Below are 22,575 nucleotides of genomic sequence, written 5' to 3'. Positions count from 1 at the left end.
GTCCTAGGCCGAAACGTCGGTTGGGGCGGACACTTCACCGACCAGATCCGCGACGCGGTGCAGCTGGCCGATGTCGGTGCTGGTCGGGATCAGGTGGACCTCGCTGGTTCCGATCGCGGCGAAGCCGCGTAACACGGCGACGAGTTCCTCGTCGGTGCCCGCCCACCCGGTGGTGGGCGCGATCGCTTCGACCACCTCGCGCGGAATCCAGTTCATGTAGTGCAGCAGGTGCCGGGTCACCTGGGCTCGTGGCGCCGCCCCGTCGCCGAGGGCGAACCAGAACGACGTCGCGAGATGCGGTTCGGGCTTGTCCGCGGCCGCCCAGGCCTCGCGGGCGACGTCGAACAGCTCGTTCTGCTTGTCCAGGTCGAGGTCCAGGGAGATCCCGGCGATGCCCTCGGCCCACGGCGCCGCGCTGCGCAGCGTCTTGGGTCCGGTGGTGCCGACCAACAACCGCGGTCCCCCGTCGCGGGCGGGCAGCGGTCCGACCGGCAGCACCGATTCGGTCACCTTCTCCCCCGCCCAGACCCGCTTCATGATCGCCACTCGATCGGCCATCTCCCGCATGGTCTGAGTCTTGGGGTCGGCGCCGGCGGCGCGGTAGTCCTCGTGGCGGCCGCCCACCCCCAGCCCGACGGTCAGCCGTCCGCCGCTGAGCAGGTCACCGGTGGCCAGCGCCTTGGCCAGCATCACCGGATCGTGGAGCTGAGGCACCACCACCGTGGCCACGAGCGGAACTCGCTCGGTCCAGCCCGACAGCGCTCCCAGCAGGGTCATCGAGTCCGGATTGCCGAAGGCGATCCGCTCACCCCAGCACAGCGAGGAGAACGGTCCCTGGTCGATGGCCTGGGCCCACCGCTTGAGGATGTTTGCGTCGAGGTCCGGTTCCATCACCGGCAGGGTCATCCCAATCTGCACGACCGCGATTCTGGCACGACCGCCGGGGGTGGCCGCGCGGTTCGGCCGCTACTGACACGATGAGTCCCATGCCGATCGCCACCACCGCCCTCGCTCACGTGCGGCTCACCGTCACCGACATCGACGCCTCCCGCCGCTTCTACGACAGCGTCTTCGCCTGGCCGGTCTACGCCGAGCTACCCCCGGACGCCGACTCCGCCACCCGCGAGCGGTTGTCGTTCCTGTTCGGCGGCGTCATCTACCGCGTCGGCGAGGGGCTGCTCGGGCTGCGCCCGACCGGCACCGGGACCTTCCACGAGGACCGGGTGGGCCTGGACCATCTGGCCTTCGGGCTGTCCGGTCTGCCCGAGCTCGAGCAGGCCGCAGCTCACCTTGACTCGCTCGGCATCCGCCACGAGCCGATCAAGGACATCGGCGCGGCCTACATCCTGGAGTTTCGGGACCCCGACAACATCGCCCTGGAACTGATCGCCCGCAAGTAGGGTCTCACGGCGCGGGATCCTTGCTCGCCCGCACCGGCCCGGGATTGGGCGGCGGCTGGAACAGATTGCCGCGCAGGCTTCCCCGGGCGGTGCGCACCGCGACCAGCAACCAGGTGCTCAGCAGTCCGACATAGGCGATCACCGCGGCCACCTTGAAGGCAGGCAGTTCGGTGTGCACGGCCAGCTGCGTGGTGCCGGTGACGAAGGTGCCGACCGGGAACGTCAGGCTCCACCAGGTGAGCGCGAACGGCATCCCGCGGCGCAGCGTGCGCACCGTCAGCGAGGCGGCCAGCGCGATCCACAGCACCGCGAAACCCCAGACCGGCACTCCGTAGATGATCGCAAACGCGTTGAAGTTGTCAGCCAGATCCGGGCTGACGGCCAGCGCCGCGGTGAGCCCGAGAAGTCCTGCGGCGGTGATGGATTGACCCAGCGGGCCGAGCACGATCCACAGCGTGGGCACCCGGGCGGTGCCTGATGTCCCATACAGCGCCAGCCTGCTCCAGATCAGCGTGATGATGATGAACGCGGCCACCAACGACAGCCCGAACATCGCGTAGCAGCCGTAGAGCATGGTGGTGCGGCCGGTGCCCGGCGCCATGTGCGGGATCAGCAACGCACCGTTGGCCGCCGACACCATCGGCGGCACCACCGGCATCAGCCACCCACCGAACGCGGCGTCAGGTTCGACGTTGTGCTGGGTGAACATCAAGAACGGGATGCTGACCGCGGTGAACAGTCCGCCGATCGTGCCCGCCGTCCACAGCACCCAATCCAGGTCGACCGCTAGGCGCACGCCGATGAGGTCACGGCCGATCAGCACCGCCCCGCCACCGACGGTCAGCAGCGCCATCGGCGCCGCCCCGTAGAAGTGCGCCATCTGCGGGTTCCTGGCGTGGCTGCGCGCGACGGTCGGGTGCCGCAGCCAGTGGCCGCCGACCACCACGATCAGCACCAGCAGCAGCACCGCGGCGACGGCCCACACCGCTTGGGCGAAGCCCCGCAATCCCCACACGTGGACCGGGAGCGTCGCGCCCGCAGTCGCCACGATTCCGGTGCCCATCACCGATGCGAACCAGTTGGGCCCGATATTGCCCAGCACTTCGCCACGGGTCTGCGGTGTCGCCATAAGCCAGAGACGGTACGGCATTCACCGGTGGCGATCGGGCGAGCCGGTGTTCATTGCCCCTTACCAGCGAAAGTGCTTGACTGGTAGCGCTAATGGCCATCGCGTTGAACCACACCATCGTCGCGGCACACGACAAGCACTCGTCGGCCCGGTTCTTGACCGAGCTGTTCGGGCTCCCAGATGCGGTGCCCGCGGGCCACTTTCTGGCTGTCACGCTCGAGCACGGACTCAGCCTCGACTACGCCGAGGTGCCTGCCGGGGAGGTCGTCCATCCGCAGCACTACGCCTTCCTGGTCGCAGACGAGGACTTCGACGCGATCTACCGCAAGATCCGCGATCGCGGGCTGCCGCACTGGGCCGACCCGCGGGCGGCTCGGCCGGGCGAGATCAATCGCAACGACGGCGGTCGCGGCGTGTACTTCCGAGATCCCGCCGGCCACTTCCTGGAGATCATCACCCGACCGTATGGATCCGGGCCGCGCTGAGGCTCAGCCGCTGTGGCCGCGCCGGTCCTCCTGACTGAGGTAGTCGCGGGCCAGGTGGGCGACGTGGTCGGGAAGCCGTCCGCCGGCCACGTCGGCCAAGCTGGTCTCTTCGAGCACCGCGCGCATGCTGGCGCGCAGCGCACGCCAGACGTCGGTCAGCGCGGCCGTCGGTCCGCTGTAGGGCAGATCGCCCAGGCCGATGTCACGCACGCTCGCCAGCGGTCCGTCGATACAGCGCAGCACGTCGGCGACGCTGATCTCGGCGGCAGGACGGCCGAGTTCGTACCCGCCGTCGCGACCGCGGTGGCTGCGGACCAGCCGGTCGGTGCGCAGATCAGACAAGATGTCGACCAGGAACTGCGCGGGAATGCCCTGGGCTTTGGCCAGATCCTCGGTCTTGACCAAGACGCCGCTGTCGACGGATGCGAGCTGGGTCATGGCGCGAACGGCGTATTCCGCCTTCGCTGACATCCGCATGCCGCGAATTCTGCCACTGCGCCGGTCGCGGTCGGCCGCTCACCGCGCTTAGTGCCGGTGCGTTCGGTGCGGCCGGTGCGGCGTCACGGCCTTGCGCAGGGTGTCGCCGAGGCGCTGCAGGGAGTCACGCACCTGGTTCAGCGGCGCGACGGTGCGCTGGCGCAGGGCGGCCTGTGGGGCCTTGGCGCGCGGGACGGCCTTGTTGCCGTCGGTCAGATCGGTGGCGCCGTTGACCGCCGTCGGCTTCGCCGGCTCCGCGTCGGCACGGTCGGCGCTCGGCGTGGGGGCGGCCGGTGTGGCTGTGGCTGTGGTGTTCCGCCGATGGCCCAGCGTGACGCGCAGCGACGGCGCGCGCTCGGCGGTGGCCGGCCGTGGGATCCGCCAGACTCTCGGCGGGGGCGGCACCGACCGCCTGAGCCGGTCGGCCAGCTCGGTCAACTGCTTGCGCACTTCGGTGCGGATGGCCGTCACCACCGCCGAGGGCGGGCGCAGGGGCGCCGCCGCCGTCCGCAGCGCAGTGGTGATGGCCGTGTCGACGTCGCCGTGGGTGAGCGCGACGAGGGTGTCGGCGATGTACTGGGGTCCGGCCGCGCCGATCGTTCCGGCTGCGGCGGTGGCGTCGACCGCTTGCACACTCACATAGCCGACGTAGTCGGCCACCGATGTCACCGCCTGCGCCAGGGCGGGGTTCTCGATCGCGGTCGGGGCGACGTGCACGGCCGGCGTGGTCGGCGGTGTCCCACTGAGCAAGTTGGCAACCGACCGGGACGACGGAGACGACAGGGGCGGCGGAGCGGGCACCGGTCTCGGCTCCACCACCGGCCGGGTGATGGCGCCCTCGACCGCCTGGCCGCCGAACAGGGCGACGTCGGCGACGACGCCGGCCAGCGATCGCTTCACCAGCTCCACGGGCCGCGTCTCGGGGTGGTCCTGGGCGAGCACATCGAGCAGGGCTCGGTCGAGCGCGGCGGGCGAGGCGGTGCTGCCTGCCGAGAGTGTGACGGCGGGAACGCGGACATCCGATGCCGGTGCCGTCACCGGATTGGCAACCACGACGGTCGCCCCGATGAGCGCCACTGTCGTGGTGAAGACCGAACCAAAACCCCGCCGCACGGTGTGCTCACCCCCTGGCGACTCCCGGCCGATTAGTCGGCTTAAGAGTACCTGAGAGGAAGCTAAGAGAGGAGTCCCAATTTCGGGATATTTAATTCGTCAAACTTGACGCCGGCGAAAGACAAAGCACCTCTCCCTTTTTGCAGAAAAAGGGAGAGGCACTTGTCAAGGCCGCAAATTACTCCGCGGACTTGTCGGCCGACGCCTTGGCAGCCGCCCGCTTGGAGCCGCCGACACCGTGCTTGGATCCCGGCTTCGGCGAGTCGCTCTTGGCATGACCGCCTGCCGCGTTGTCGCCGGCGGAGGCACTGTCGCCGGCTTTGGCGGTTTCGTTGCTGGCGGCGACTCCACCCTCATCGGCCGGCGAGGACTCCTGCGCAGCCGCGGCACGCAACGCCGACGCCGAGGGGTTCTGCACAGCCGAGGCGGGCGGCGGAACCGGCGGCGCGGATCCGGTCTGCGACAGCGCGGTCGCGATTCCCTTGACCGCGAGCTGAATCTCGCCGCGGATGCTGGGAACCACGGTGGCCATTCCCGTTTGCACGCCGGCGCCGACGGTCAGGTTCAGCACCGTGCCCGGGATCCCGTTCTTGCCGAGGAATCCGTCGACGACGGCGTTCCAAGTCTCCTCGGCGTTGAGGTTCGTCAAGCCGGTGATCACGTTCTGGGCGACTGCGCTGAACGAGCCCGCGAGCACCTGAGCCTGCCCGACGGTGCTCTCCACGACCAGGTTGACCAGCGTGGGAACGGCCGACAGCAGGGCCGTGGTCCTGGCCACGGCGTTGTCCAGCAGGAAGTTGCCTGCGGCCAGCGCGGTCTGGCCGGCTGCCACGAAGGGGCCCACGATGGCGGCCTGCAGGGTCGCGATGGCGCCGGGGATGTTTCCGGACAGCGCCTGCTGCGTGGCCGTCACCCACGCGCCCGGCAGGTTCCACACCGCTTCGCTGGCGATCAACCCGATGGTCGTCGCGGCGTTCAGGCTGCTCTCCAGCGACTCCGCGCCGTTGAGCCCCACCTGGGTGAGGATCGGCATGTGATCGTTGATCACCTGGGGCAGCAGCCCAACGGAGCTGAAGCCGAAGATGGTCTGGGCGATACCGACACCGGTGCCGGTGGCCAGACCCCCGAGGTCGATGTAGCCAGCATCGGTGTTGTCCGCGCTCAACATCCATTGATTGAAGGCGCTGACAGTCCCCAGAAGCTCGGACAGCGGGCTGTCGAATCCGGCCAGCGCGACCTCGGCGGCGGACGGCAGTTGCAGAGTGGGCAAAGCGAGATTGGCGTGCGTCACCGGCGTCATTGCGATGGCACTGGCGCCGACGACCGCGGCAGTTCCTGCAATGAGTTGTGAGCGTAAGGAGATTTGCATTTCAATCCCTCCCGGGCCTGGGGGTCAACACTGACAAAGCTGAAGATACCTGAGAAAAACCTGAGGGAAACAGATTATTAACGGTTTTGCCGAAAAATTTATTTGCCGCTGTGGTCAATATTCCCTACGGGGAACTCCTTGTGAAGCCAATACCGAGCGACGACATGGGAAAACCGCGCGGTGATCGACTGTCAGCTAAGTTTGAATCGTTTGCGAGCCGGCCCAACGTCGACGCCACTCACCCCGCATGTGGCCCGCCGACGGCGATTTCTCTCAGATTCGTGGCCCAATTCTCTCAGGCAACGCCCCGCGTACGTGTCAGCCCGGCACCGCGGCCGAATCCGGCACCACGACAGCGAACAAATCGCTGAGCGCCACCAGGCTCGCGCGCTGCAACGCCGCCGCAGCCAGCTCCGTACCGTCCAGGCCCGGCAACGCCCGAGTCGCGGTCGCGCCGGCAACCACCGTCGGCGCGTATCCGAGATTGAAGGCTCCCCGGGCCGTGGAGTTCACGCACATATGCGTCATGAAGCCGGCGATCACCAGATTGGTGGCGCCCAGAGCCTTGAGCTGCTCATCCAAGGAGGTCTCGACGAAGGAGTTCGGGTAGTTCTTGACCACCACCGCCTCCCCGTCCCGGGGCGCGACCTGCGGCACGATCGCCCCGCTCTCGCCGGTGATGTCATACAGCGAGCCCGGACCGTCGTCATGCTGGATGTGGATGATCGGGATGCCGGCCGTGCGGGCTCGGTCCAACAACGCCGCGGCCTCGTCCAGGGCCGCCTGCACGCCGTCGAGCTCCATCACCCCGCGGGTGTAGGTGTTCTGGCAGTCGATGAGGATCAGCGTCGAGTCGGCCAGACTCGGCGGTTGCAGCGGAAGCCCCGCCAGTGCGCGCAGGGTGGACAGTTCGCTCATGCCGCAACGCTACTGCGTCGCGGCCAGTACCGCCTCGGCGTACTCGGGCCGGCACACCACCACATCGGGAAGCAGCGGGTCGGGCCGGTTGTACTGCAGCGGTGAGCCGTCGATGCGCGAGGTGTGCAGCCCGGCCGCCCTGGCCACCGCCACCGGCGCCGCCGAATCCCACTCGTATTGGCCGCCCGCGTGGACGTACACATCCGCCAAGCCCTGTACCACCGCCGCGACTTTCGCTCCGGCGGAGCCCATTTCGACCAGCACGCCGTCCAGTGCGTCACGCACCTGCAGCGCGACCGCCGGCGGGCGGGTGCGCGACACCACGATGCGCGGGGCCGCGGGCGCCGGCGGCGGGGCCGGCACTGCCGGAGTCGCCAGGGTGACGTTCTGCGCCGGCAGCGCGACCGCCCCGGCGATCAGTTCGCCGTCCTGCCACAACGCCACGTGCACGGCCCAGTCGTCACGGTCGAGCTCGGAGAACTCCCGGGTGCCGTCGAGCGGATCCACGATCCACACCCGCTGACTGCGCAGCCGGACCGGATCGTCGGCGCCCTCCTCGGAGAGCACGGCGTCAGCTGGTCTGGCCTTCGCCAGCGCCTCCATCAGATAGTCGTGAGAGCGCTTGTCGCCGGCGGCCTTTCGATCCGCAGCCGGCGCGTCGGCGAGCTCGGCACGCACGTCGAGCAGCAGCTTGCCGGCCTCGGTCGCCAGCGTGGCGGCCAGGTCGTCGTCACTCATCGCTGGCTCTCCAGCATGTCGATGACCTGCTGGGCCAGCTCGTCGCACTCGTGGTCCGGGGTGAGCCGCAGATCGGGATTCTTCGGCCGCTGATACGGGCTGTCGATCCCAGTGAAGTGGGTGATCTCCCCCGCCCTGGCCTTGGCGTAGAGGCCCTTGGGATCCCGGCGCTCGCAGTCCTCCAGCGGGGTGTCGACGAAGATCTCGAAGAAGTCCACCCCCTGATCGGCGTGCACCGTGCGGGCCAGCTCCCGGTGTTCCTCGAGCGGGCTGATCACCGGCACCAGGACCGTCAAGCCCGCGTCGGCCATCAACGTGGCGATGTGCGCCAACCGGCGCAGGTTCTCGGCCCGGTCGGCCATCGAGAAACCGAGGTCTGCATTGAGCCCATGCCGCAGGTTGTCCCCGTCGAGAATGTAGGCCGGGCAACCGTGTTCGAGCAGCTTCTGCTCCACCAGCACCGCAACCGACGACTTGCCGGAGCCGGACAGGCCGGTGAACCACAGGGTGCGGCCCTTGGTCAGCCGGTCACCGGCGGTGACCAGCGACTGGTGACGCACCGTGTTCGGCGACGCGGTGCGAGCCGCCGACGGAGCGGTGTCGCGCACCATGCCCGCCGCGACCGTCACATTGGTGTCGGGGTCGATCAGGATGAACGACCCGGTCGCCGCGTTGCGGGAGTACTCGTCGAGCAGCAGCGGTACCTGGGTACGCAACGTCACCCGGCCGAGTTCGTTGAGCTTCAACGCTGTTGCGCTCTTGTCCCGGTGCAGGGTGTTGACGTCCAGTCGATAGTCCAAGCCGCCGACCCGGGCCCGCGTGGTGCGGGTGGTGTGCTTGATGATGTAGTCGCGCCCCGGTTCCAACGACGAGTCGTCGGCCATCCAACACACCGTGGCGTCGAATTCCTGTGTGGCCGTTGGTTGGTTCTGCGGCCGGGCCAGCAGATCGCCCCGGGAGATGTCGATGTCGTCGGCGAGGCTGATCGACACCGCCATCGGGGGGAATGCCTCTTCGACGGGACCGGTGGGCCCGTCGATGGCGGTGATGCGACTGGACTTTCCACTCGGGAGCACCACGACTTCGTCGCCCGGGCGCATCACGCCGCTGGCGATGGTGCCCGCGTAGCTGCGATGGTCGGCGTGTTCTTTGGTCTGCGGACGGATCACGTACTGCACCGGGAAGCGCACGTCGACCAGGTTGCGGTCACCGGCGATGTACACATCCTCGAGGTGGCTCAGCAGCGGTTGCCCGTCGTACCAGGGAGCCTTGTCCGATTTGGTGACGACGTTGTCGCCGTTGAGCGCCGACATCGGGATGGTGGTGACGTCGTGGATGTCCAGCCGGGCGGCGAAGGCGTGGAACTCCTCCCGGATCCACTCGAAACGCTCACGGTCCCAGTCGATGAGGTCCATCTTGTTGACGGCCAGCACAACATGCTGCACGCCCAGCAGCGAGGCCAGGAACGCGTGCCGGCGGGACTGTTCGAGCAGCCCGTGCCGCGCGTCGACGAGCACGATCACCAATTGCGCCGTCGAGGTGCCGGTGACCATGTTGCGGGTGTACTGGATGTGGCCCGGCGTGTCGGCGATGATGAATTTCCGCTTGGCGGTGGCGAAATAGCGGTACGCGACGTCGATCGTGATGCCCTGCTCGCGCTCGGAGCGCAACCCGTCGGTCACCAGCGCGAGGTCGGTGTAGTCGTTGCCCCGCTCGCGCGAAGTCCGCTCCACGGCGGCCAGCTGGTCTTCCATCACGGCCTTGGAGTCGTAGAGCAACCGGCCGATCAGGGTGGACTTGCCGTCGTCGACGGATCCTGCGGTGGCGATGCGTAACAGGGTGCTCATCAGAAGTAGCCCTCTCGCTTGCGGTCTTCCATACCTGCCTCAGAGATCCGGTCGTCGGCGCGGGTGGCCCCGCGCTCGGTCAGCCGGGACACCGCGGTCTCGGCGATCACCTCGTCGACGGTGGACGCGGTGGACTCCACACATCCCGTGCAGGTGACGTCGCCGACGGTGCGGAAGCGCACCGCAGTCTCGAACACCGTCTCGTCGGGGCCGGGTTGCATGAATTCGTGGACGGCCAGCAGCATTCCGTCCCTCTGGAATACCGGGCGGGTGTGCGAGTAGTAGATCGCCGGCAGGGTGATCTCCTCGGCGCCGATGTAGGCCCAGATGTCGTATTCGGTCCAGTTCGACAACGGGAAGACGCGGATGTGCTCACCCTTGCGGTGCCGGCCGTTGTAGAGATTCCACAGCTCGGGGCGCTGGGCTTTGGGATCCCATTGCCCGAACTCGTCCCGGAAGCTGAACACCCGCTCCTTGGCGCGGGCCTTCTCCTCGTCGCGCCGGGCACCGCCGAACGCGGCGTCGAACTTGTTCTCCCGGATGCCACGCAACAGGGTGACGGTCTGCAGCGGGTTGCGCGAGGGCCCGTTGTCCACGACCCGGCCCGCCGCGATGTCCTCTTCCACGCTGGCGACCACGAGCCGCAGCCCGTAGCGCTCGACGAGTGCGTCGCGGGTGGCGATCACCTCTTCGAAGTTGTGCCCGGTGTCGACGTGCATGACCGGGAACGGCAGCCGCCCGGGGGCGAACGCCTTGATCGCGAGGTGCAGCATCACGATCGAGTCCTTGCCGCCGGAGAACAGCAGTACCGGCCGTTCGAATTCGGCGGCGACCTCACGGATGATGTGGATTGCCTCGGCCTCGAGTGACCGTAGGTGGCTCAGCTCGTACTGCCCAGGCATGGGCCGTTCGACCGTCGTCATGGTTTCCTCGTAAAGTTGGTAGGATTGACCAGAATTACAAAGCTAACCCGGAATCTAACGAGCAGGCTCGGCGAAGTCAAGGGTTTGGTTCATGTGCCGACGACGTCAGCCGGCGGTGACATGGTCAGCGCAGTCCACCCGCAGGTCCGACACCGCCATCGGGGTGTCGTAGAACAGGCAGCGATAGCTGCGCGGCTGCCGCATCTCCACCCCCAGATGGGTGCACGTGCTGCACGCCCGGCTCACCGGCAGCAGCCCCGCACCATGTAGCTGGCCGAGCACCGCGATCAAACTGTCGAGGAGCTGCTCGCTCTCGGCACGGTCGAGCTTGGATGTAGCCATCTCGGCGGGGGCGGTCCACCGATGCACCGCTGCGGCCACCTTGCGGCCGGCCGCGGTCAGGATCAGCTGATGACTGCGCCCGTCGGCGGGATCGCGCTGCCGGGTGATCAACCCCTTGCGGGTCAGCGTCCCGATCGCATCGCTGACGGTCGGATCGGAGACGTTGAGCTCGCGCGCCAGCGTGGTGCTGCGCGCAGCCGGCGGCGGCCCGATGTACAACCAGCTCAGCACCCGCAACTGGGTGCTCGACAGGTCGTTGGCTTCGGCCGCGCGCCGGGCCAGCACGTGCAGCGCGTCCCCGATGCGGTCCAGCGCCCCGACGATCTTCGAGTCGAGGCTGGGGTGTCGTTCTTCGCCGTGCCTCAGAGAACGACCTCGTTGAGCTTGCCCGTCGCCACGTCGAAGACGAACCCGCGCAGCGACTCGTGCTTGGTGACGAACGGGCTGAGCTCAATGCGGCGCAGCGACTGCCGGACATCCTCTTCCACGTCGGGGAACGCCTCGGCCGCCCACTCCGGCTTGATGCCGGTCTCGTCCTGCAGATCACGCTTGAAGGCATCGTCGGTGAACGTCAGCATGCCGCAGTCGGTGTGGTGGATGAGGATGATCTCCTTGGTGCCCAGCAACCGCTGGCTGATCGCCAGCGAGCGGATCTCGTCATCGGTGACCACCCCGCCGGCGTTGCGGATCACGTGCGCTTCCCCGTCGTTGAGACCCAGGATCCGATAGACGTCCAGCCGCGCGTCCATGCACGCAACCACGGCGACGTGCTTGCTCGGCGGCAGCGGCAGCGGTCCGGAAAATGTTTTGGCGTACTCGACGTTGTTGGCCAGGTATTCGTCGGTGACGGTCACTGATTCCTCCTGATTCGGGTGGCACACAGCGTTCCGGGTGGATCGTAAGGCCGCACACGGCCCCGGATCACCAGTGAGAATCAGCCCGATTTCAATACTTAGGATTCCTCGGCATCTCCCGCAGCCTACGTCCCATGCCCAAACTCTCCCGCAGCGACTGGTACGACCTGGCTCGCGACACCAACTGGACGTTTCGCTACGTCACCGAGGAGGAAGCGTTCCCCGAGGCACTGTCCGGCTCGCACCGCGTGTCCGCGGAGGGCTGGCTGAAGTGGGACGAGCCCTACAAGATCGGCTACCGCGAATACGTCCATAACCAGGTCACCAAGGACACCACGACCTACTCACTGAAGAACGCGATCGGCCGCTCCAAGCTCTTCGACGCACTCGACCCCGGCTGGAAGTCGGTGATCGTCGCGCACTACGGGGCGATCACGATGCCCGAGTACCTGGCCTCGATCGGCGAAGCGCGGATGGGCCGGTTCGGCCGCGCCGCGGCCTGGCGCAACACGGCGACATTCGGGACGCTCGACGAGATCCGGCACGGTCAGATCCAGGCCTTCTTCCCGTACGGCCTGCTCGACAAGGAGCCGCGCGGGGACTGGGCGCTCAAGGCCTTTCACACCAACGACTGGATCGTGCTGGCGGTGCGCTACCTGTTCGACGACATGTTCGTGGCCAACGACGCCACCTCGATCGCGCTGCAACTGACGTTCACGCTGGAGACCGGGTTCACCAACCTGCAGTTCCTCGGGATGGCCGCCGACGCGATCGACGTGGGCGACCTGGAATTCGGCGCGCTGATCTCCTCGATCCAGACCGACGAGGCGCGGCACGCCCAGCAGGGCGAGCCCACCATCAAGGTGCTCATCGAGAACGGCGAGAAGGAGTGGGGTCAGTTCCTGATCGACCACATGTTCTGGCGGTCGTGGCGCATCTTCGCTCTGCTCACCGGATTGTCGATGGACTACTACACCCCGCTGGAGAGCCGCCGGATGAGCTTCAAGGAGTTCATCGAGGACTGGGTGGTCAAGCAGTTCGCCGACCAGTTCCGCGACTTCGGCCTCGACTATCCCTGGTACTGGCAGGAATTCATCGACGAGCTGACCTGGTATCACCACGCCATCCATCTCGGGGTGTGGAACTACCGCCCGACGGTGTGGTGGAACCCCGACGCCGGGGTGTCCGCTCAGGAACGGTTGTGGCTCGAGGAGAAGTACCCCGGTTGGAACCGCACCTTCGGCAAGCACTGGGACGTGATCACCGAGAACGTCCGCAACGGCGACATCGCCGCCACCCTGCCGGAGACGCTGCCGATCACCTGCAACCTGTGCCAACTGCCGATCGTGCGGTCCGCGGGCGTGCTGGTCGGCGCCCACACCGATCCCGCCCCGCTGACCCACGTCCACGACGGCCGGAAGTACCTGTTCTGCTCCGAGCCGTGCCGATGGATCTTCACCCAGCGCCCGGAGCGGTTCGCCGGCCACCAGTCGCTGATCGACCGGGTGCTCTCCGGCGAAATCAGCCCGCCCGACCTGGGCACGGTGCTGGAGTACTTCGGCCTGTCCCCCGACGAACAGGGCCGCGACGCCGACGACTACGCCTGGGCCGAGAGGTAGGAGACACCATGGCACTGCTTCCCGTGACCGCCCTGTTCGAGGGCGACATCCTGGAACTGCTCATCCCGGTCGACGACGGCGACACCGTCGACTCGGTGGGCCGGCAGATCGCCCACCACGTGGTCGGGCGACGAGTTGCTCGCCGGGATGCACCGATCCGGTTGCGGCACAACGGTTCGGTGCTTGATCCCGCGGCGCCGATCGGAGCGGCCGGAGTGGGCCCGCTGGATCACGTCGAGGCCTTTTATGAGTGAGACGCTGGCGTGGACACCGGTGGCCAGCATCGACGAGCTCTGGGAGGGCGAGGTCGCCGAGTTCTACGTGGACGATCAGCCGATCCTGTTGGCGCACTTGCGCACCGGGGAGATCCGCGCCTACGAGGGCACCTGCCCGCACGCCGGATTCCCACTCGGTGACGGCGAGGTCGTCGACGACGTGCTGACCTGTTCGGCGCACAGCTGGGAGTTGACTTGACCACCGGCAACGGGGTCAACCCACCGGGTTGCCGGCTGCGCAACTACCGGGTGCGCCGCGACGGCGACCAGATCGCGGTCCTGCTGAATGGAGCGAGCACATGACAAGCACCGAGCCCAAGCTTGTCGGGCCGATCGTGCGGGGCTTCGACCCCGACGTGGTCGACGCCCTGACCGAAGCGATCGCAGTGGACAACCCCGATGCGGAGATCACCATCGACGATCATGCCGGCTACGTCCGCATCCACGCGCCGTGGTTCCTTCGGGTCACCAGGGCGAGCTTGGAAGACGCAGCGGGCCAACCTATTCCGTTGGCATCACTGGAGCCGGCCATCGCCGGATTCGCCGGCCGGATGCGCTACGTCGGCGACGACGAACTGCACTGGTTCCTGGAACGAGAGGACTGAACATGACCGCCGCCGCACCCCGCCGGCTCAAGACCTGGAGCATCCTCGGCGACACCCGCCGCAAGCCCACTGAGTACGAGGCCGTCACCGGCAAATTCCACTATCACTTCAACCGCACCCCGGCACCGTTCGACCTGGACCCGAACAGCGCGATCAACCAGTGGTATCTCAAGCATCGCGAAGGCTCGCCGCTGCAGGCTCCGGATTGGGAGGGCTTCCGCGACCCCGCGGCGCTGAATTACCGCCGCTACATCGCGCTGCAGCATGACCGCGAGGTGTACGCCGAAGGTGTGGTCGACCACTACGAGGAGTTGAACCACGACGAGACCCTTGACCCGGCCTGGGTCGCGGTGCTCGAACGGGTTTACCTCCCAGCACGTTACGCGCTGCACATCCTGCAGATCAGCGGGCTGTACGTCGGCCAGATGGCCCCCAGCGCCTACATCACCAACGCGGCCTTCTTCCAGGCCGCCGACGAACTGCGGGCATTACAGTGGATCGCCTACCGGGCGAAGTCATTGTCGCTGACCCATGGACCACACCTGGCCAATACCGAAGCCACCCGGCGAATCTGGGAGACCGACGAAGCCTGGCAACCGGCCCGGGAGGCGCTGGAGAAGGTGCTACTCGCCTACGACTGGGGCGAGGCCTTCACCGCCTTGAACCTGGTGCTCAAACCCACCCTCGACGCCCTTCTCAAGGAGGCGTTCGTCAGCCTTGCCGCCGCCAATTCCGACGGTCTCACCGCGGCGCTGCTGCAGGAATCCCGGGTCGACACCGTCCGTAGTCAGGCGTGGAGCGCCGAATTGGCGCGCTATGCAATCGCCCACAACACCGACAACCGCGACCTCATCGACGGCTGGGTGGCGGCGTGGCAACCGCTGGCCGACCGCGCGGCCGACGGTCTGGCAATCACGTTCGCCGCGGCACCTCAGCCCGCCGACGTCGACTCGGTACAGCAGCGCGTCGCAGCGTCGGTGGCCAAGCTCCGCGAAACCTGGCACGGCTGAGCGCAGAGCGTTAGGGCGCTTCCGGCGTGGTCGCGGTGACCGGCGGGGTGGCCACCTCGGGCGACTGGGTCGGCTCCGCGGTGGACGACTTCGTGGTCTCCCCCGTGGTCATCTCGGAGGTCACCGGCGAGGTGAAGGTGCCCGGGTCGGACACGATCGTGCCGCCGCCACCCGGGGCACTGACCGCTACGGCCAACGCTCCCATGGCCACGATGGCACTGCCGCCGACCACGGCGGACAGCGTTTTGATGTTCGGCATCTCGACACTTCCAATCGGTCTTCGGTGGGTGTCCGCAGACCGGCTTCCCTGCCAGTCCGCTGGCATTGGGTTAACCGTGACCTGTGTGGCCGAAACCTCTCGGCCCCGGCCGCACCCTCGCCGGTCAGCCCCCGGCGGTGGGCTGCGGGCTCGCCGAGGCCACCGATGAACTCGGCAGCATCGGCGGGGACGTCTGCACCGTCATCGGGCTGGGGCTCGTCGTGGTCGGTTCCACCGGGCTGCCCTTGTCGGCGCAGGCGCTCACGACGATCAGCGCCGGCGCGGCCAGTGCCGCCACCCTGCGTGTGAGGCCATTCACCTGGTTGGCCTACCCGCACATCACGGCCACAAACACCCGGCTTCCCGTCGTTCTCGGCCGTCATCTCCTACCCTGTGCTGCATGCACCCTGCGGCGGACAGCGGCCGATGACGCGATTTCTGGCGCGCCGGCTGCTCAACTACCTGGTGCTGTTGGCGCTGGCGTCGTTTTTGACCTTCACGCTGACCTCGCTGACGTTCACGCCGTTGAACAGCCTGCTGCAACGCAATCCGCGGCCCCCGCAGGCGGTGATCGACGCCAAGGCGGCCGAACTCGATCTCGACAAGCCGATACCGCTGCGGTACGGCCATTGGGTCGCGGGTGCGGTTCGCGGCGATTTCGGCACGACGGTCACCGGTCAGCCCGTGTCGGACGAACTCTGGCGCCGGATCGGGGTCAGCTTGCGGCTGCTGGTGATCGGCTCCGTGCTGGGCACCGTGATCGGCGTGGTGGTCGGCGCCTGGGGGGCGATTCGCCAATACCAGCTGTCCGACCGGGTGATCACGCTGCTGTCGCTCTTGGTGATCAGCACGCCCACGTTCGTCATCGCCAACCTGATGATCCTGGCCGCGCTGAAAGCCAATTCGATTCTCGGGCTGCAGATTTTCGAATACACCGGGGAGACCTCACCGGACGCCATCGGCGGTCCCTGGAATCAGTTCATCGACCGGTTGCAGCACCTGATCCTGCCGACCGTCACCCTGGCGCTCGGCTCGATCGCCGGTTACAGCCGCTACCAACGCAATGCGATGCTCGACGTCCTCGGGCAGGATTTCATCCGCACCGCCCGCGCCAAGGGACTCACCAGGCGCCAGGCGCTGTTCAAGCACGGCCTGCGCACCGCCCTCATCCCGATGGCCACGCTGTTCGCCTACGGCGTCGCGGGACTGGTCACCGGAGCGGTGTTCGTGGAGAAGATCTTCGGCTGGCACGGCATGGGCGAGTGGGTGGTCCAGGGCATCGCCACCCAGGACACCAACATCGTTGCGGCCATCACCGTGTTCTCCGGCGCGGTGGTGTTGCTGGCCGGGCTGTTGTCAGACGTCATCTACGCGATCCTCGACCCCCGAGTGAGGGTGACGTGACCGAAGCCACCACCACCGCGGCCCAAAGTGGCGTCAAGCCCGAGGAGTTCGCCTCCCGGCGCACCTTGGTGTTGCGCCGGTTCGCCCGCAACCGGGCGGCGATGGTGTCGTTGATCGTCCTGGTCGTCCTGTTCATCGGGTGTTATGCGCTGCCGCCGCTGCTGCCCTGGTCCTACACCGATCTCGACTTCTATGCCTTGCAGGACCCGCCGAGCGCCGACCACTGGTTCGGTACCAACGCATTGGGCCAGGACCTGCTGGCCCAGATCCTGCGCGGGATGCAGAAATCGATGCTGATCGGCGTGTGCGTGGCGGTGATCTCGACCGGGATCGCGGCCACCGTCGGTTCGATCGCCGGCTACTTCGGTGGCTGGCGCGACCGCACCCTGATGTGGTTGGTAGACCTGCTGCTCGTGGTGCCCAGCTTCATCCTGATCGCGATCCTCACACCGCTGACCAAGAATTCGGCCAACGTCGCGCTGCTGATCGTGCTACTCGCCGGCTTCAGCTGGATGGTGAGTTCCCGCATGGTGCGCGGCCTGACGATGAGCCTGCGCGAGCGGGAATTCGTGCGGGCGGCCCGGTACATGGGTGTGCCAAACCGCCGCATCATCATCCGCCACATCATCCCGAACGTCGCATCGATCCTCATCATCGACGCCGCGTTGAACGTCGCCGTCGCGATCCTGGCCGAAACCGGTTTGAGCTTCCTGGGTTTCGGTATCCAGCCCCCCGACGTCTCGCTGGGCACCCTGATCGCCGACGGCACCAAGTCGGCAACGACGTTCCCGTGGGTGTTCCTGTTCCCCGCCGGAGTGCTGGTGTTGATCCTGGTGTGCGCCAACCTCACCGGTGACGGTCTTCGCGACGCCCTCGACCCCGGTAGCGCCACCTTGCGCCGGAGCCGCCGGAAGAACACCACGTCATGAGCGAGCCCCTGCTGGAGGTCACCGACCTCGCCGTCAGCTTCCCGACCGGCGCCGGCGAGCTGACCGCGGTGCGCGGCCTGACCTATCAGGTCCGGCCACGCGAGGTGGTGGCGATGGTGGGCGAATCCGGGTCGGGCAAATCGGCCGCGGCGATGGCGGTGATCGGCCTGCTGCCCGAGTACGCCGCCGTGTCGGGCTCGGTGCGACTGGCCGGCCAGGAACTGCTCGGCCGCTCCGATGCCGAGATGTCGAAGATCCGCGGACTGCGCATCGGAACGGTCTTCCAGGATCCGATGTCGGCGCTCACACCCGTCTACACCGTCGGCGATCAGATCGCCGAGGCCATCACCGTGCACAACCGGACGATCGGCAAGCAGGCGGCCCGCGCCAGGGCCGTCGAGTTGCTCGAACTCGTCGGCATCGCCCAGCCCGCGCAGCGGGCGCGGGCGTTCCCGCACGAACTGTCCGGCGGCGAACGTCAGCGGGTGGTGATCGCGATCGCGATCGCCAACGACCCGGACCTGCTGATCTGCGACGAGCCGACGACCGCGCTCGACGTCACCGTCCAGGCGCAGATTCTCGAGGTGCTCAAGACCGCACGCGACGTCACCGACGCCGGGGTGCTGATCATCACCCACGACCTTGGCGTGGTGGCCGAGTTCGCCGACCGCGCCCTGGTGATGTACGCCGGGCGCGCGGTCGAGGTCGCGGCGGTCGCCGACCTGTACCGCGATCGCCGGATGCCCTATACCGCAGGACTGTTGGGCTCGGTCCCCCGGCTGGACTCGCCGCAGGGCACCCGGCTGGTGCCGATTCCCGGCGCACCCCCGACGCTGGTCGACCTCCCGCCGGGCTGTCCGTTCGCGCCGCGCTGCCCCCTGGCCGTCGACGACTGCCGCGCCGCCGAGCCCGCGCTGCTGCCGGTGTCCGACGGCCATGCGGCGGCCTGTATCCGGACCGACCAGGTGACCGGGCGAACGGCCGCGGAGATCTACGGCGTGTCGACCCGGCCGGCGACTGCCGAGGTCCCCGCCCAGTCCGAGGTGGTGATCCGGGTGCGCGACCTGGTCCGGACCTACCGGTTGACCAAAGGGGTGGTGTTCCGCCGCCAGATCGGCGAGGTCCGTGCGGTCGACGGTCTGAGCTTCGACCTGCTGCGGGGTCAGACGCTGGGGATCGTCGGCGAGTCCGGCTCCGGCAAGTCGACCACCCTGCACGAGATCCTGGAACTCGCGGCGCCGCAGTCCGGCTCGATCGAAGTGCTCGGCAATGACGTCGCCACCCTCACCGCCGCCCGCCGTCGCGAGCTGCGCCGTGACCTGCAGGTGGTGTTCCAGGATCCGGTGGCCTCGCTCGATCCCCGGCTACCGGTCTTCGAATTGCTCGCCGAACCATTGGGCGCCAACGGTTTCGCCAAATCGAGTATCGATGCGCGGGTCGCCGAGCTGTTGGAGATCGTGGGTCTGCGCCGCGCCGACGCCAGCCGGTTCGCCGGCGAGTTCTCCGGCGGCCAGAAGCAGCGGATCGGCATCGCCCGCGCATTGGCGCTGCAGCCGAAGATCCTGGCCCTCGACGAACCGGTATCGGCGCTCGACGTCTCCATCCAGGCCGGCATCATCAACCTGCTCCTGGACCTCCAGCGCGAATTCGAGCTGTCCTATCTGTTCGTCTCGCACGACCTGTCGGTGGTCAAGCACCTCGCGCACCGGGTGGTGGTGATGTACCGGGGCGCGATGGTCGAGTACGGCGACGCCGACGACATCTTCGCCCACCCGCAACACGAGTACACCGAGAAGTTGCTGGCCGCTATTCCGCAACCGGATCCCACTCGCCGTTAGCATCAGTGGCGTGAGGAGATGGATCCGCCGGCACGCCGGCCGAGTGGCAGTGCTGGCAGTCGTGACGAGTCTGGTGGTGGCCGGCTGTTCGAGCAGTAAGCGGGAGGTGCCCTCGGCCGGCGGCAACGCCGAAGTCGGATCGAGCAGCGACATCAACCCGCAGGACCCGGCCACCCTGCGCAACGGCGGCAACCTGCGGCTGGCGCTGTCCTCGTTTCCGTCGAACTGGAACACCCTCAACATCGACGGCAACGAGGCCGACACCGCCGCGATATTGCGGCCCACCATGCCCCGTGCCTTCATCATCGCCGCCGACGGGTCGATGAAGGTCAACCCCGATTACTTCACCGCTGTCGAGCTGACCGGCACCGACCCGCAGGTCGTCACCTACACCATCAACCCCAAGGCGGTCTGGTCCGACGGCGCCCCGATCACCTGGGAGGACATCGCCGCCCAGATCAACGCCACCAGCGGAAAGGACAAGCGCTTCGCAATCGCCTCGCCCAACGGTGCCGACCGGGTCGCCTCGGTGACCAAGGGCGTCGACGACCGTCAGGCCGTGGTGACGTTCGCCAAGCATTACGCCGATTGGCGCGGGATGTTCGCCGGCAACACGATGCTGCTGCCCAAGAGCATGACCAGCGACCCGGAGGTGTTCAACACGGGACAGCGCAGCGGTCCGGGGCCGTCGGCGGGCCCGTTCGTGGTCTCGGCGGTGGACCGAACCGCCCAGCGCATCGTGCTGACCCGTAATCCGAAATGGTGGGGCACGCCGCCGCTGCTGGACTCGTTCACCTTCCTGGTGCTCGACGACGCGGCGAGACTCCCTGCGCTGCAAAACAACACGATCGACGCCACCGGGCTGGGGTCGCTGGACGAGCTGACCATCGCCCGGCGCACTGCGGGTGTCTCGATCAGGCGGGCACCGGGTCTGAGCTGGTATCACTTCACCATCAACGGCGCTCCCGGAGCGATCCTGTCGGACAAGGCGCTGCGGCTCGCGGTCGCCAAGGGCATCGACCGGCAGGCGATCGCCGACGTGACCCAACGCGGTCTGGTCGACAAGCCCGTACCGCTGAACAATCACATCTACGTGGCCGGGCAGAAGGGCTATCAGGACAACAGCCAGGTGGTGGCCTACGACCCCGAGAAGGCCAAGCAGGAACTGGACGCCCTGGGCTGGAAACTCAACGGGCAGTTCCGGGAGAAGGACGGCAAACAGCTGGTCATTCGCGACGTCCTCTACGACGCGCAGACCACCCGGCAGGTGGCCCTCGTCGCACAGAACAGCCTGGCCCAGATCGGAGTGAAGCTGGAGATCGACGCCAAGCCCGGTAATGGCTTCTTCACCAACCACATCATCCCCGGTGATTTCGATATCGCGCAGTTCTCGTGGGTGGGTGACGCTTTCGCGTTGTGCTGCCTGAACCAGATCTACACCACCGGCGCCGAGAGCAACTTCGGCAAGATCAGCAGCCCCGAGATCGACGCCAAGGTCGAGCAGGTGTTCAGCGAACTCGATCCGGACAAGGCCCGCGACCTGGCCAACGAACTGGACAAGCTGATCTTCGGCGAGGTGTTCAGCCTGCCGCTGTTCCAGTCCGCAGGCAACGTAGCGGTGCGCAGCAACCTGGCCAACTACGGGCCGGCCGGCCTGGGCGACTTGAACTACACCGCAATCGGATTCATGAAGTAGCCGGCTTGGCCTGCAGCGCCACCGGTAGTGCGGCCTCGACGCGGGCCGCCACCGACAGAGCCGAGACCATCAGCCGCACGGCGGGCCGGCTCGGTAACGCGTCCAGCGCAGCCGCCTGGGCCGGCAACGTGTCGATGCGGCCGCTGACGGTCGCCTCGGCGATCCGCAACGCCGCCCGCTCCTTGGTGTCGAGCACGCTGTGACCGGTGGTCGGTAGGTTCACCAGCACCGATCCGTCGATGAGACCGGCAACTCGTTCGGCCACCGCGGGCGGGGTGATGAGGTCACGTCCACCGGAGATCACCACCGTCGGCCAGCTGAACTTGGGCATCTCGGCGACCAGGTCGAACGGTTCGGCCTCGAACCGGGGTGCCTCGCCGACCGCGAGGTCACGCATCGCGACCGCCGGGTCGAGCGGCAGCCCGTCCGGGTCGGCCGCATAGTTGAGTTCGCGGAAGCCGATGCGCCCGACCAGATCGGTCTCGTTGCGGTACGGCGCCTTTCGTCCCACCATCAGCTCACCGACCCGCCCCATCGCCGTCCACACCAGGTTGCGGCCCTCCAGCAGCAGGTCCAGTTGGCGGTCGAGCAGCCGCGCCCCGCCGAACCCGTAAACGGTTGCGGCGAGCTGCGCGGCCGCCGGCGTCATCACCCCTTCGTCGACGAGCTTGCGCACCTTGTCGGCGACTTCGGTGGTGTCGCGCTGTCCGTGCCACAGCACGCTACGCAGGTTGTGCCGCACCACCTCGATGTCGTCACCGGCCAGTAGCGGGGAGTCCAGGATCATCGCCGCCACCCGCTTCGGGTGACGCACGCCGACCCCGGCGGCGATGTAGGTGCCGTAGGAGGTGCCGTAGATGATCGCGCTGTCGACCTGGGCGTCGTCGAGCACCGCGGCGACGTCGTCGACGACCTGCTCGATCGTCAGTGCCGCCGGCGGCAGGTCGGCTCCGGCGTCGTCGTGCCGGGACATCCCGACCCCGCGGTGCTCGATCATGATCACGTCGAGCCCCTCGGCGGCGGCACGCCGGCGAAGGCCCCGGTAGAGCGCGATCGAGGCGGCTCCCGGGCCGCCCGGGATGATGACCAGCGGGTGCCTGGTCTTACGGCCCGTGCGCACGTAGTACAGGTCGAACTCGTCGGGGCCCTCCGGAGTGACCGGGCGACGCACCGGGCGTACCCCGGGCAGGGCGGCGAGTTTGTCGTGGGCGCGGCGCCGCTTCTCGTTCAACGTCATCGCCGCGGGCCCACCATGGGTCGATTCTGCCTCGCCCGCGGCGGGAATGGAATGCGCCCCGTCAGCGCGCTTAGGTTCGGGGTGAGCCAAAGCAGTGTCCGCCGCGGC

At 67.7% G+C, this 22,575-nt stretch carries 25 protein-coding genes; 11 read left to right on the top strand and 14 right to left on the bottom strand.

Features of this window, described 5'->3' with window-relative positions:
* Nucleotides 1-3 precede the first annotated feature (3 nt).
* Nucleotides 4-906 carry an LLM class flavin-dependent oxidoreductase gene (locus MSZK_RS20720; protein WP_199203421.1) on the bottom strand — a complete coding sequence of 301 codons (903 nt, stop codon included), beginning with the start codon at nucleotides 904-906 and terminating at the stop codon, nucleotides 4-6.
* Nucleotides 907-986: 80 nt separating this feature from the next.
* Here MSZK_RS20720 and MSZK_RS20715 point away from each other — a divergent pair, with 80 nt between their 5' ends.
* Nucleotides 987-1,400, top strand: coding sequence for a VOC family protein (locus MSZK_RS20715; protein ID WP_099250502.1), 414 nt, complete (start codon nucleotides 987-989; stop codon nucleotides 1,398-1,400).
* A gap of 4 nt (nucleotides 1,401-1,404) precedes the next feature.
* Here MSZK_RS20715 and MSZK_RS20710 read toward each other — a convergent pair whose 3' ends face one another.
* Entirely contained in the window at nucleotides 1,405-2,529 is a 1,125-nt protein-coding gene (locus MSZK_RS20710; RefSeq protein ID WP_233211423.1) for a TDT family transporter, read from the bottom strand.
* A 92-nt stretch (nucleotides 2,530-2,621) separates the two neighbouring features.
* On the opposite strand from MSZK_RS20710, the gene MSZK_RS20705 reads away from it, so the two are divergent.
* Nucleotides 2,622-3,014 carry a VOC family protein gene (locus tag MSZK_RS20705; protein ID WP_099250500.1) on the top strand — a complete coding sequence of 131 codons (393 nt, stop codon included), beginning with the start codon at nucleotides 2,622-2,624 and terminating at the stop codon, nucleotides 3,012-3,014.
* Nucleotides 3,015-3,017: 3 nt separating this feature from the next.
* Here MSZK_RS20705 and MSZK_RS20700 read toward each other — a convergent pair whose 3' ends face one another.
* The 9 genes from MSZK_RS20700 to MSZK_RS20660 form a co-directional block, all read right to left on the bottom strand.
* Nucleotides 3,018-3,491 carry an RrF2 family transcriptional regulator gene (locus tag MSZK_RS20700; RefSeq protein ID WP_099250499.1) on the bottom strand — a complete coding sequence of 158 codons (474 nt, stop codon included), beginning with the start codon at nucleotides 3,489-3,491 and terminating at the stop codon, nucleotides 3,018-3,020.
* Nucleotides 3,492-3,539: 48 nt separating this feature from the next.
* Nucleotides 3,540-4,604, bottom strand: coding sequence for a hypothetical protein (locus MSZK_RS20695; RefSeq protein ID WP_142389968.1), 1,065 nt, complete (start codon nucleotides 4,602-4,604; stop codon nucleotides 3,540-3,542).
* Between the two features lie 178 nt (nucleotides 4,605-4,782).
* Nucleotides 4,783-5,895 (bottom strand): hypothetical protein, encoded by a 1,113-nt coding sequence (locus tag MSZK_RS20690; protein WP_142389967.1) that lies wholly within the window; start codon nucleotides 5,893-5,895, stop codon nucleotides 4,783-4,785.
* A gap of 396 nt (nucleotides 5,896-6,291) precedes the next feature.
* The gene (locus tag MSZK_RS20685; protein WP_099250496.1) at nucleotides 6,292-6,891 is read right to left on the bottom strand and encodes a cysteine hydrolase family protein; all 600 of its coding nucleotides are present in this window, start codon (nucleotides 6,889-6,891) and stop codon (nucleotides 6,292-6,294) included.
* A gap of 9 nt (nucleotides 6,892-6,900) precedes the next feature.
* On the bottom strand, nucleotides 6,901-7,629 hold the full coding sequence (locus MSZK_RS20680) for a 3'(2'),5'-bisphosphate nucleotidase CysQ (RefSeq protein WP_099250495.1): 729 nt from the start codon (nucleotides 7,627-7,629) through the stop codon (nucleotides 6,901-6,903).
* Nucleotides 7,626-9,476 (bottom strand): adenylyl-sulfate kinase, encoded by a 1,851-nt coding sequence (gene cysC, locus MSZK_RS20675; RefSeq protein WP_099250494.1) that lies wholly within the window; start codon nucleotides 9,474-9,476, stop codon nucleotides 7,626-7,628. The genes MSZK_RS20680 and cysC overlap by 4 nt, the downstream gene beginning before the upstream one ends.
* Nucleotides 9,476-10,399, bottom strand: coding sequence for a sulfate adenylyltransferase subunit CysD (gene cysD / locus MSZK_RS20670; RefSeq protein ID WP_099250493.1), 924 nt, complete (start codon nucleotides 10,397-10,399; stop codon nucleotides 9,476-9,478). Before cysD ends, cysC begins: the two co-directional genes overlap by 1 nt.
* Nucleotides 10,400-10,504: 105 nt before the next feature.
* Nucleotides 10,505-11,026, bottom strand: a complete 522-nt coding sequence (locus MSZK_RS20665; protein WP_099250492.1) for a MarR family winged helix-turn-helix transcriptional regulator — start codon at nucleotides 11,024-11,026, stop codon at nucleotides 10,505-10,507.
* Nucleotides 11,027-11,103: 77 nt separating this feature from the next.
* Entirely contained in the window at nucleotides 11,104-11,595 is a 492-nt protein-coding gene (locus MSZK_RS20660) for a carbonic anhydrase (RefSeq protein ID WP_099250516.1), read from the bottom strand.
* A gap of 134 nt (nucleotides 11,596-11,729) precedes the next feature.
* Between MSZK_RS20660 and MSZK_RS20655 the strand changes: the two genes are divergently transcribed.
* The 5 genes from MSZK_RS20655 (at nucleotide 11,730) to MSZK_RS20635 (ending at nucleotide 15,104) form a co-directional block, all read left to right on the top strand.
* On the top strand, nucleotides 11,730-13,214 hold the full coding sequence (locus MSZK_RS20655; protein WP_099250491.1) for a YHS domain-containing protein: 1,485 nt from the start codon (nucleotides 11,730-11,732) through the stop codon (nucleotides 13,212-13,214).
* A gap of 8 nt (nucleotides 13,215-13,222) precedes the next feature.
* A complete protein-coding gene (locus MSZK_RS20650; protein WP_099250490.1) occupies nucleotides 13,223-13,468 on the top strand; it encodes a toluene-4-monooxygenase system B family protein in 246 nt (81 codons plus the stop codon).
* Nucleotides 13,461-13,688: a Rieske 2Fe-2S domain-containing protein gene (locus tag MSZK_RS20645; protein ID WP_233211422.1), complete on the top strand. Its 228-nt coding sequence runs from the start codon at nucleotides 13,461-13,463 to the stop codon at nucleotides 13,686-13,688. The genes MSZK_RS20650 and MSZK_RS20645 overlap by 8 nt, the downstream gene beginning before the upstream one ends.
* A gap of 100 nt (nucleotides 13,689-13,788) precedes the next feature.
* The gene (locus MSZK_RS20640; RefSeq protein WP_099250489.1) at nucleotides 13,789-14,094 is read left to right on the top strand and encodes an MmoB/DmpM family protein; all 306 of its coding nucleotides are present in this window, start codon (nucleotides 13,789-13,791) and stop codon (nucleotides 14,092-14,094) included.
* A 2-nt stretch (nucleotides 14,095-14,096) separates the two neighbouring features.
* Nucleotides 14,097-15,104 carry an aromatic/alkene monooxygenase hydroxylase subunit beta gene (locus MSZK_RS20635; protein WP_099250488.1) on the top strand — a complete coding sequence of 336 codons (1,008 nt, stop codon included), beginning with the start codon at nucleotides 14,097-14,099 and terminating at the stop codon, nucleotides 15,102-15,104.
* Nucleotides 15,105-15,114: 10 nt separating this feature from the next.
* Here MSZK_RS20635 and MSZK_RS20630 read toward each other — a convergent pair whose 3' ends face one another.
* Both MSZK_RS20630 and MSZK_RS32110 read right to left on the bottom strand, forming a co-directional pair.
* The gene (locus MSZK_RS20630) at nucleotides 15,115-15,363 is read right to left on the bottom strand and encodes a hypothetical protein (RefSeq protein WP_099250487.1); all 249 of its coding nucleotides are present in this window, start codon (nucleotides 15,361-15,363) and stop codon (nucleotides 15,115-15,117) included.
* 124 nt (nucleotides 15,364-15,487) lie between these two features.
* Entirely contained in the window at nucleotides 15,488-15,682 is a 195-nt protein-coding gene (locus MSZK_RS32110) for a hypothetical protein (RefSeq protein ID WP_142389966.1), read from the bottom strand.
* A 107-nt stretch (nucleotides 15,683-15,789) separates the two neighbouring features.
* Here MSZK_RS32110 and MSZK_RS20625 point away from each other — a divergent pair, with 107 nt between their 5' ends.
* Genes MSZK_RS20625 through MSZK_RS20610 form a run of 4 tightly spaced genes read left to right on the top strand, consistent with a single transcriptional unit; the run spans nucleotide 15,790 to nucleotide 21,230 of the window.
* Nucleotides 15,790-16,767, top strand: a complete 978-nt coding sequence (locus MSZK_RS20625; RefSeq protein WP_099250515.1) for an ABC transporter permease — start codon at nucleotides 15,790-15,792, stop codon at nucleotides 16,765-16,767.
* Nucleotides 16,764-17,696: an ABC transporter permease gene (locus tag MSZK_RS20620; RefSeq protein WP_099250486.1), complete on the top strand. Its 933-nt coding sequence runs from the start codon at nucleotides 16,764-16,766 to the stop codon at nucleotides 17,694-17,696. Before MSZK_RS20625 ends, MSZK_RS20620 begins: the two co-directional genes overlap by 4 nt.
* Entirely contained in the window at nucleotides 17,693-19,534 is a 1,842-nt protein-coding gene (locus tag MSZK_RS20615) for an ABC transporter ATP-binding protein (protein WP_099250485.1), read from the top strand. The genes MSZK_RS20620 and MSZK_RS20615 overlap by 4 nt, the downstream gene beginning before the upstream one ends.
* A 49-nt stretch (nucleotides 19,535-19,583) precedes the next feature.
* Nucleotides 19,584-21,230 carry an ABC transporter family substrate-binding protein gene (locus MSZK_RS20610; RefSeq protein ID WP_371411371.1) on the top strand — a complete coding sequence of 549 codons (1,647 nt, stop codon included), beginning with the start codon at nucleotides 19,584-19,586 and terminating at the stop codon, nucleotides 21,228-21,230.
* Here MSZK_RS20610 and MSZK_RS20605 read toward each other — a convergent pair.
* Entirely contained in the window at nucleotides 21,220-22,467 is a 1,248-nt protein-coding gene (locus MSZK_RS20605; protein ID WP_099250483.1) for an alpha/beta hydrolase, read from the bottom strand. The two genes, MSZK_RS20610 and MSZK_RS20605, sit on opposite strands and share 11 nt — an antisense overlap.
* Between the last annotated feature and the right edge of the window lie 108 nt (nucleotides 22,468-22,575).

Origin of the sequence: Mycobacterium sp. shizuoka-1, assembly GCF_002723835.1 — a bacterium.
GTDB lineage: Bacteria > Actinomycetota > Actinomycetes > Mycobacteriales > Mycobacteriaceae > Mycobacterium.
Note: the sequence above shows the minus strand (reverse complement) of the source record. Positions and strands in the feature narration are given on the sequence as shown.

Bases quoted from the DNA above. Each gene is read 5' to 3' on its own strand.
- MSZK_RS20655 (WP_099250491.1), top strand. From the start codon at position 11,730: ATGCCCAAACTCTCCCGCAGCGACTGGTACGACCTGGCTCGCGACACC.
- cysD (WP_099250493.1), bottom strand. From the start codon at position 10,399: ATGACGACGGTCGAACGGCCCATGCCTGGGCAGTACGAGCTGAGCCAC.
- MSZK_RS20615 (WP_099250485.1), top strand. From the start codon at position 17,693: ATGAGCGAGCCCCTGCTGGAGGTCACCGACCTCGCCGTCAGCTTCCCG.
- MSZK_RS20680 (WP_099250495.1), bottom strand. From the start codon at position 7,629: ATGAGTGACGACGACCTGGCCGCCACGCTGGCGACCGAGGCCGGCAAG.
- MSZK_RS20700 (WP_099250499.1), bottom strand. From the start codon at position 3,491: ATGCGGATGTCAGCGAAGGCGGAATACGCCGTTCGCGCCATGACCCAG.
- MSZK_RS20635 (WP_099250488.1), top strand. From the start codon at position 14,097: ATGACCGCCGCCGCACCCCGCCGGCTCAAGACCTGGAGCATCCTCGGC.
- MSZK_RS20605 (WP_099250483.1), bottom strand. From the start codon at position 22,467: ATGACGTTGAACGAGAAGCGGCGCCGCGCCCACGACAAACTCGCCGCC.
- cysC (WP_099250494.1), bottom strand. From the start codon at position 9,476: ATGAGCACCCTGTTACGCATCGCCACCGCAGGATCCGTCGACGACGGC.
- MSZK_RS20645 (WP_233211422.1), top strand. From the start codon at position 13,461: ATGAGTGAGACGCTGGCGTGGACACCGGTGGCCAGCATCGACGAGCTC.
- MSZK_RS20710 (WP_233211423.1), bottom strand. From the start codon at position 2,529: ATGGCGACACCGCAGACCCGTGGCGAAGTGCTGGGCAATATCGGGCCC.
- MSZK_RS20625 (WP_099250515.1), top strand. From the start codon at position 15,790: ATGACGCGATTTCTGGCGCGCCGGCTGCTCAACTACCTGGTGCTGTTG.
- MSZK_RS20720 (WP_199203421.1), bottom strand. From the start codon at position 906: ATGACCCTGCCGGTGATGGAACCGGACCTCGACGCAAACATCCTCAAG.
- MSZK_RS20705 (WP_099250500.1), top strand. From the start codon at position 2,622: ATGGCCATCGCGTTGAACCACACCATCGTCGCGGCACACGACAAGCAC.
- MSZK_RS20630 (WP_099250487.1), bottom strand. From the start codon at position 15,363: ATGCCGAACATCAAAACGCTGTCCGCCGTGGTCGGCGGCAGTGCCATC.
- MSZK_RS20685 (WP_099250496.1), bottom strand. From the start codon at position 6,891: ATGAGCGAACTGTCCACCCTGCGCGCACTGGCGGGGCTTCCGCTGCAA.
- MSZK_RS20715 (WP_099250502.1), top strand. From the start codon at position 987: ATGCCGATCGCCACCACCGCCCTCGCTCACGTGCGGCTCACCGTCACC.
- MSZK_RS20650 (WP_099250490.1), top strand. From the start codon at position 13,223: ATGGCACTGCTTCCCGTGACCGCCCTGTTCGAGGGCGACATCCTGGAA.
- MSZK_RS20640 (WP_099250489.1), top strand. From the start codon at position 13,789: ATGACAAGCACCGAGCCCAAGCTTGTCGGGCCGATCGTGCGGGGCTTC.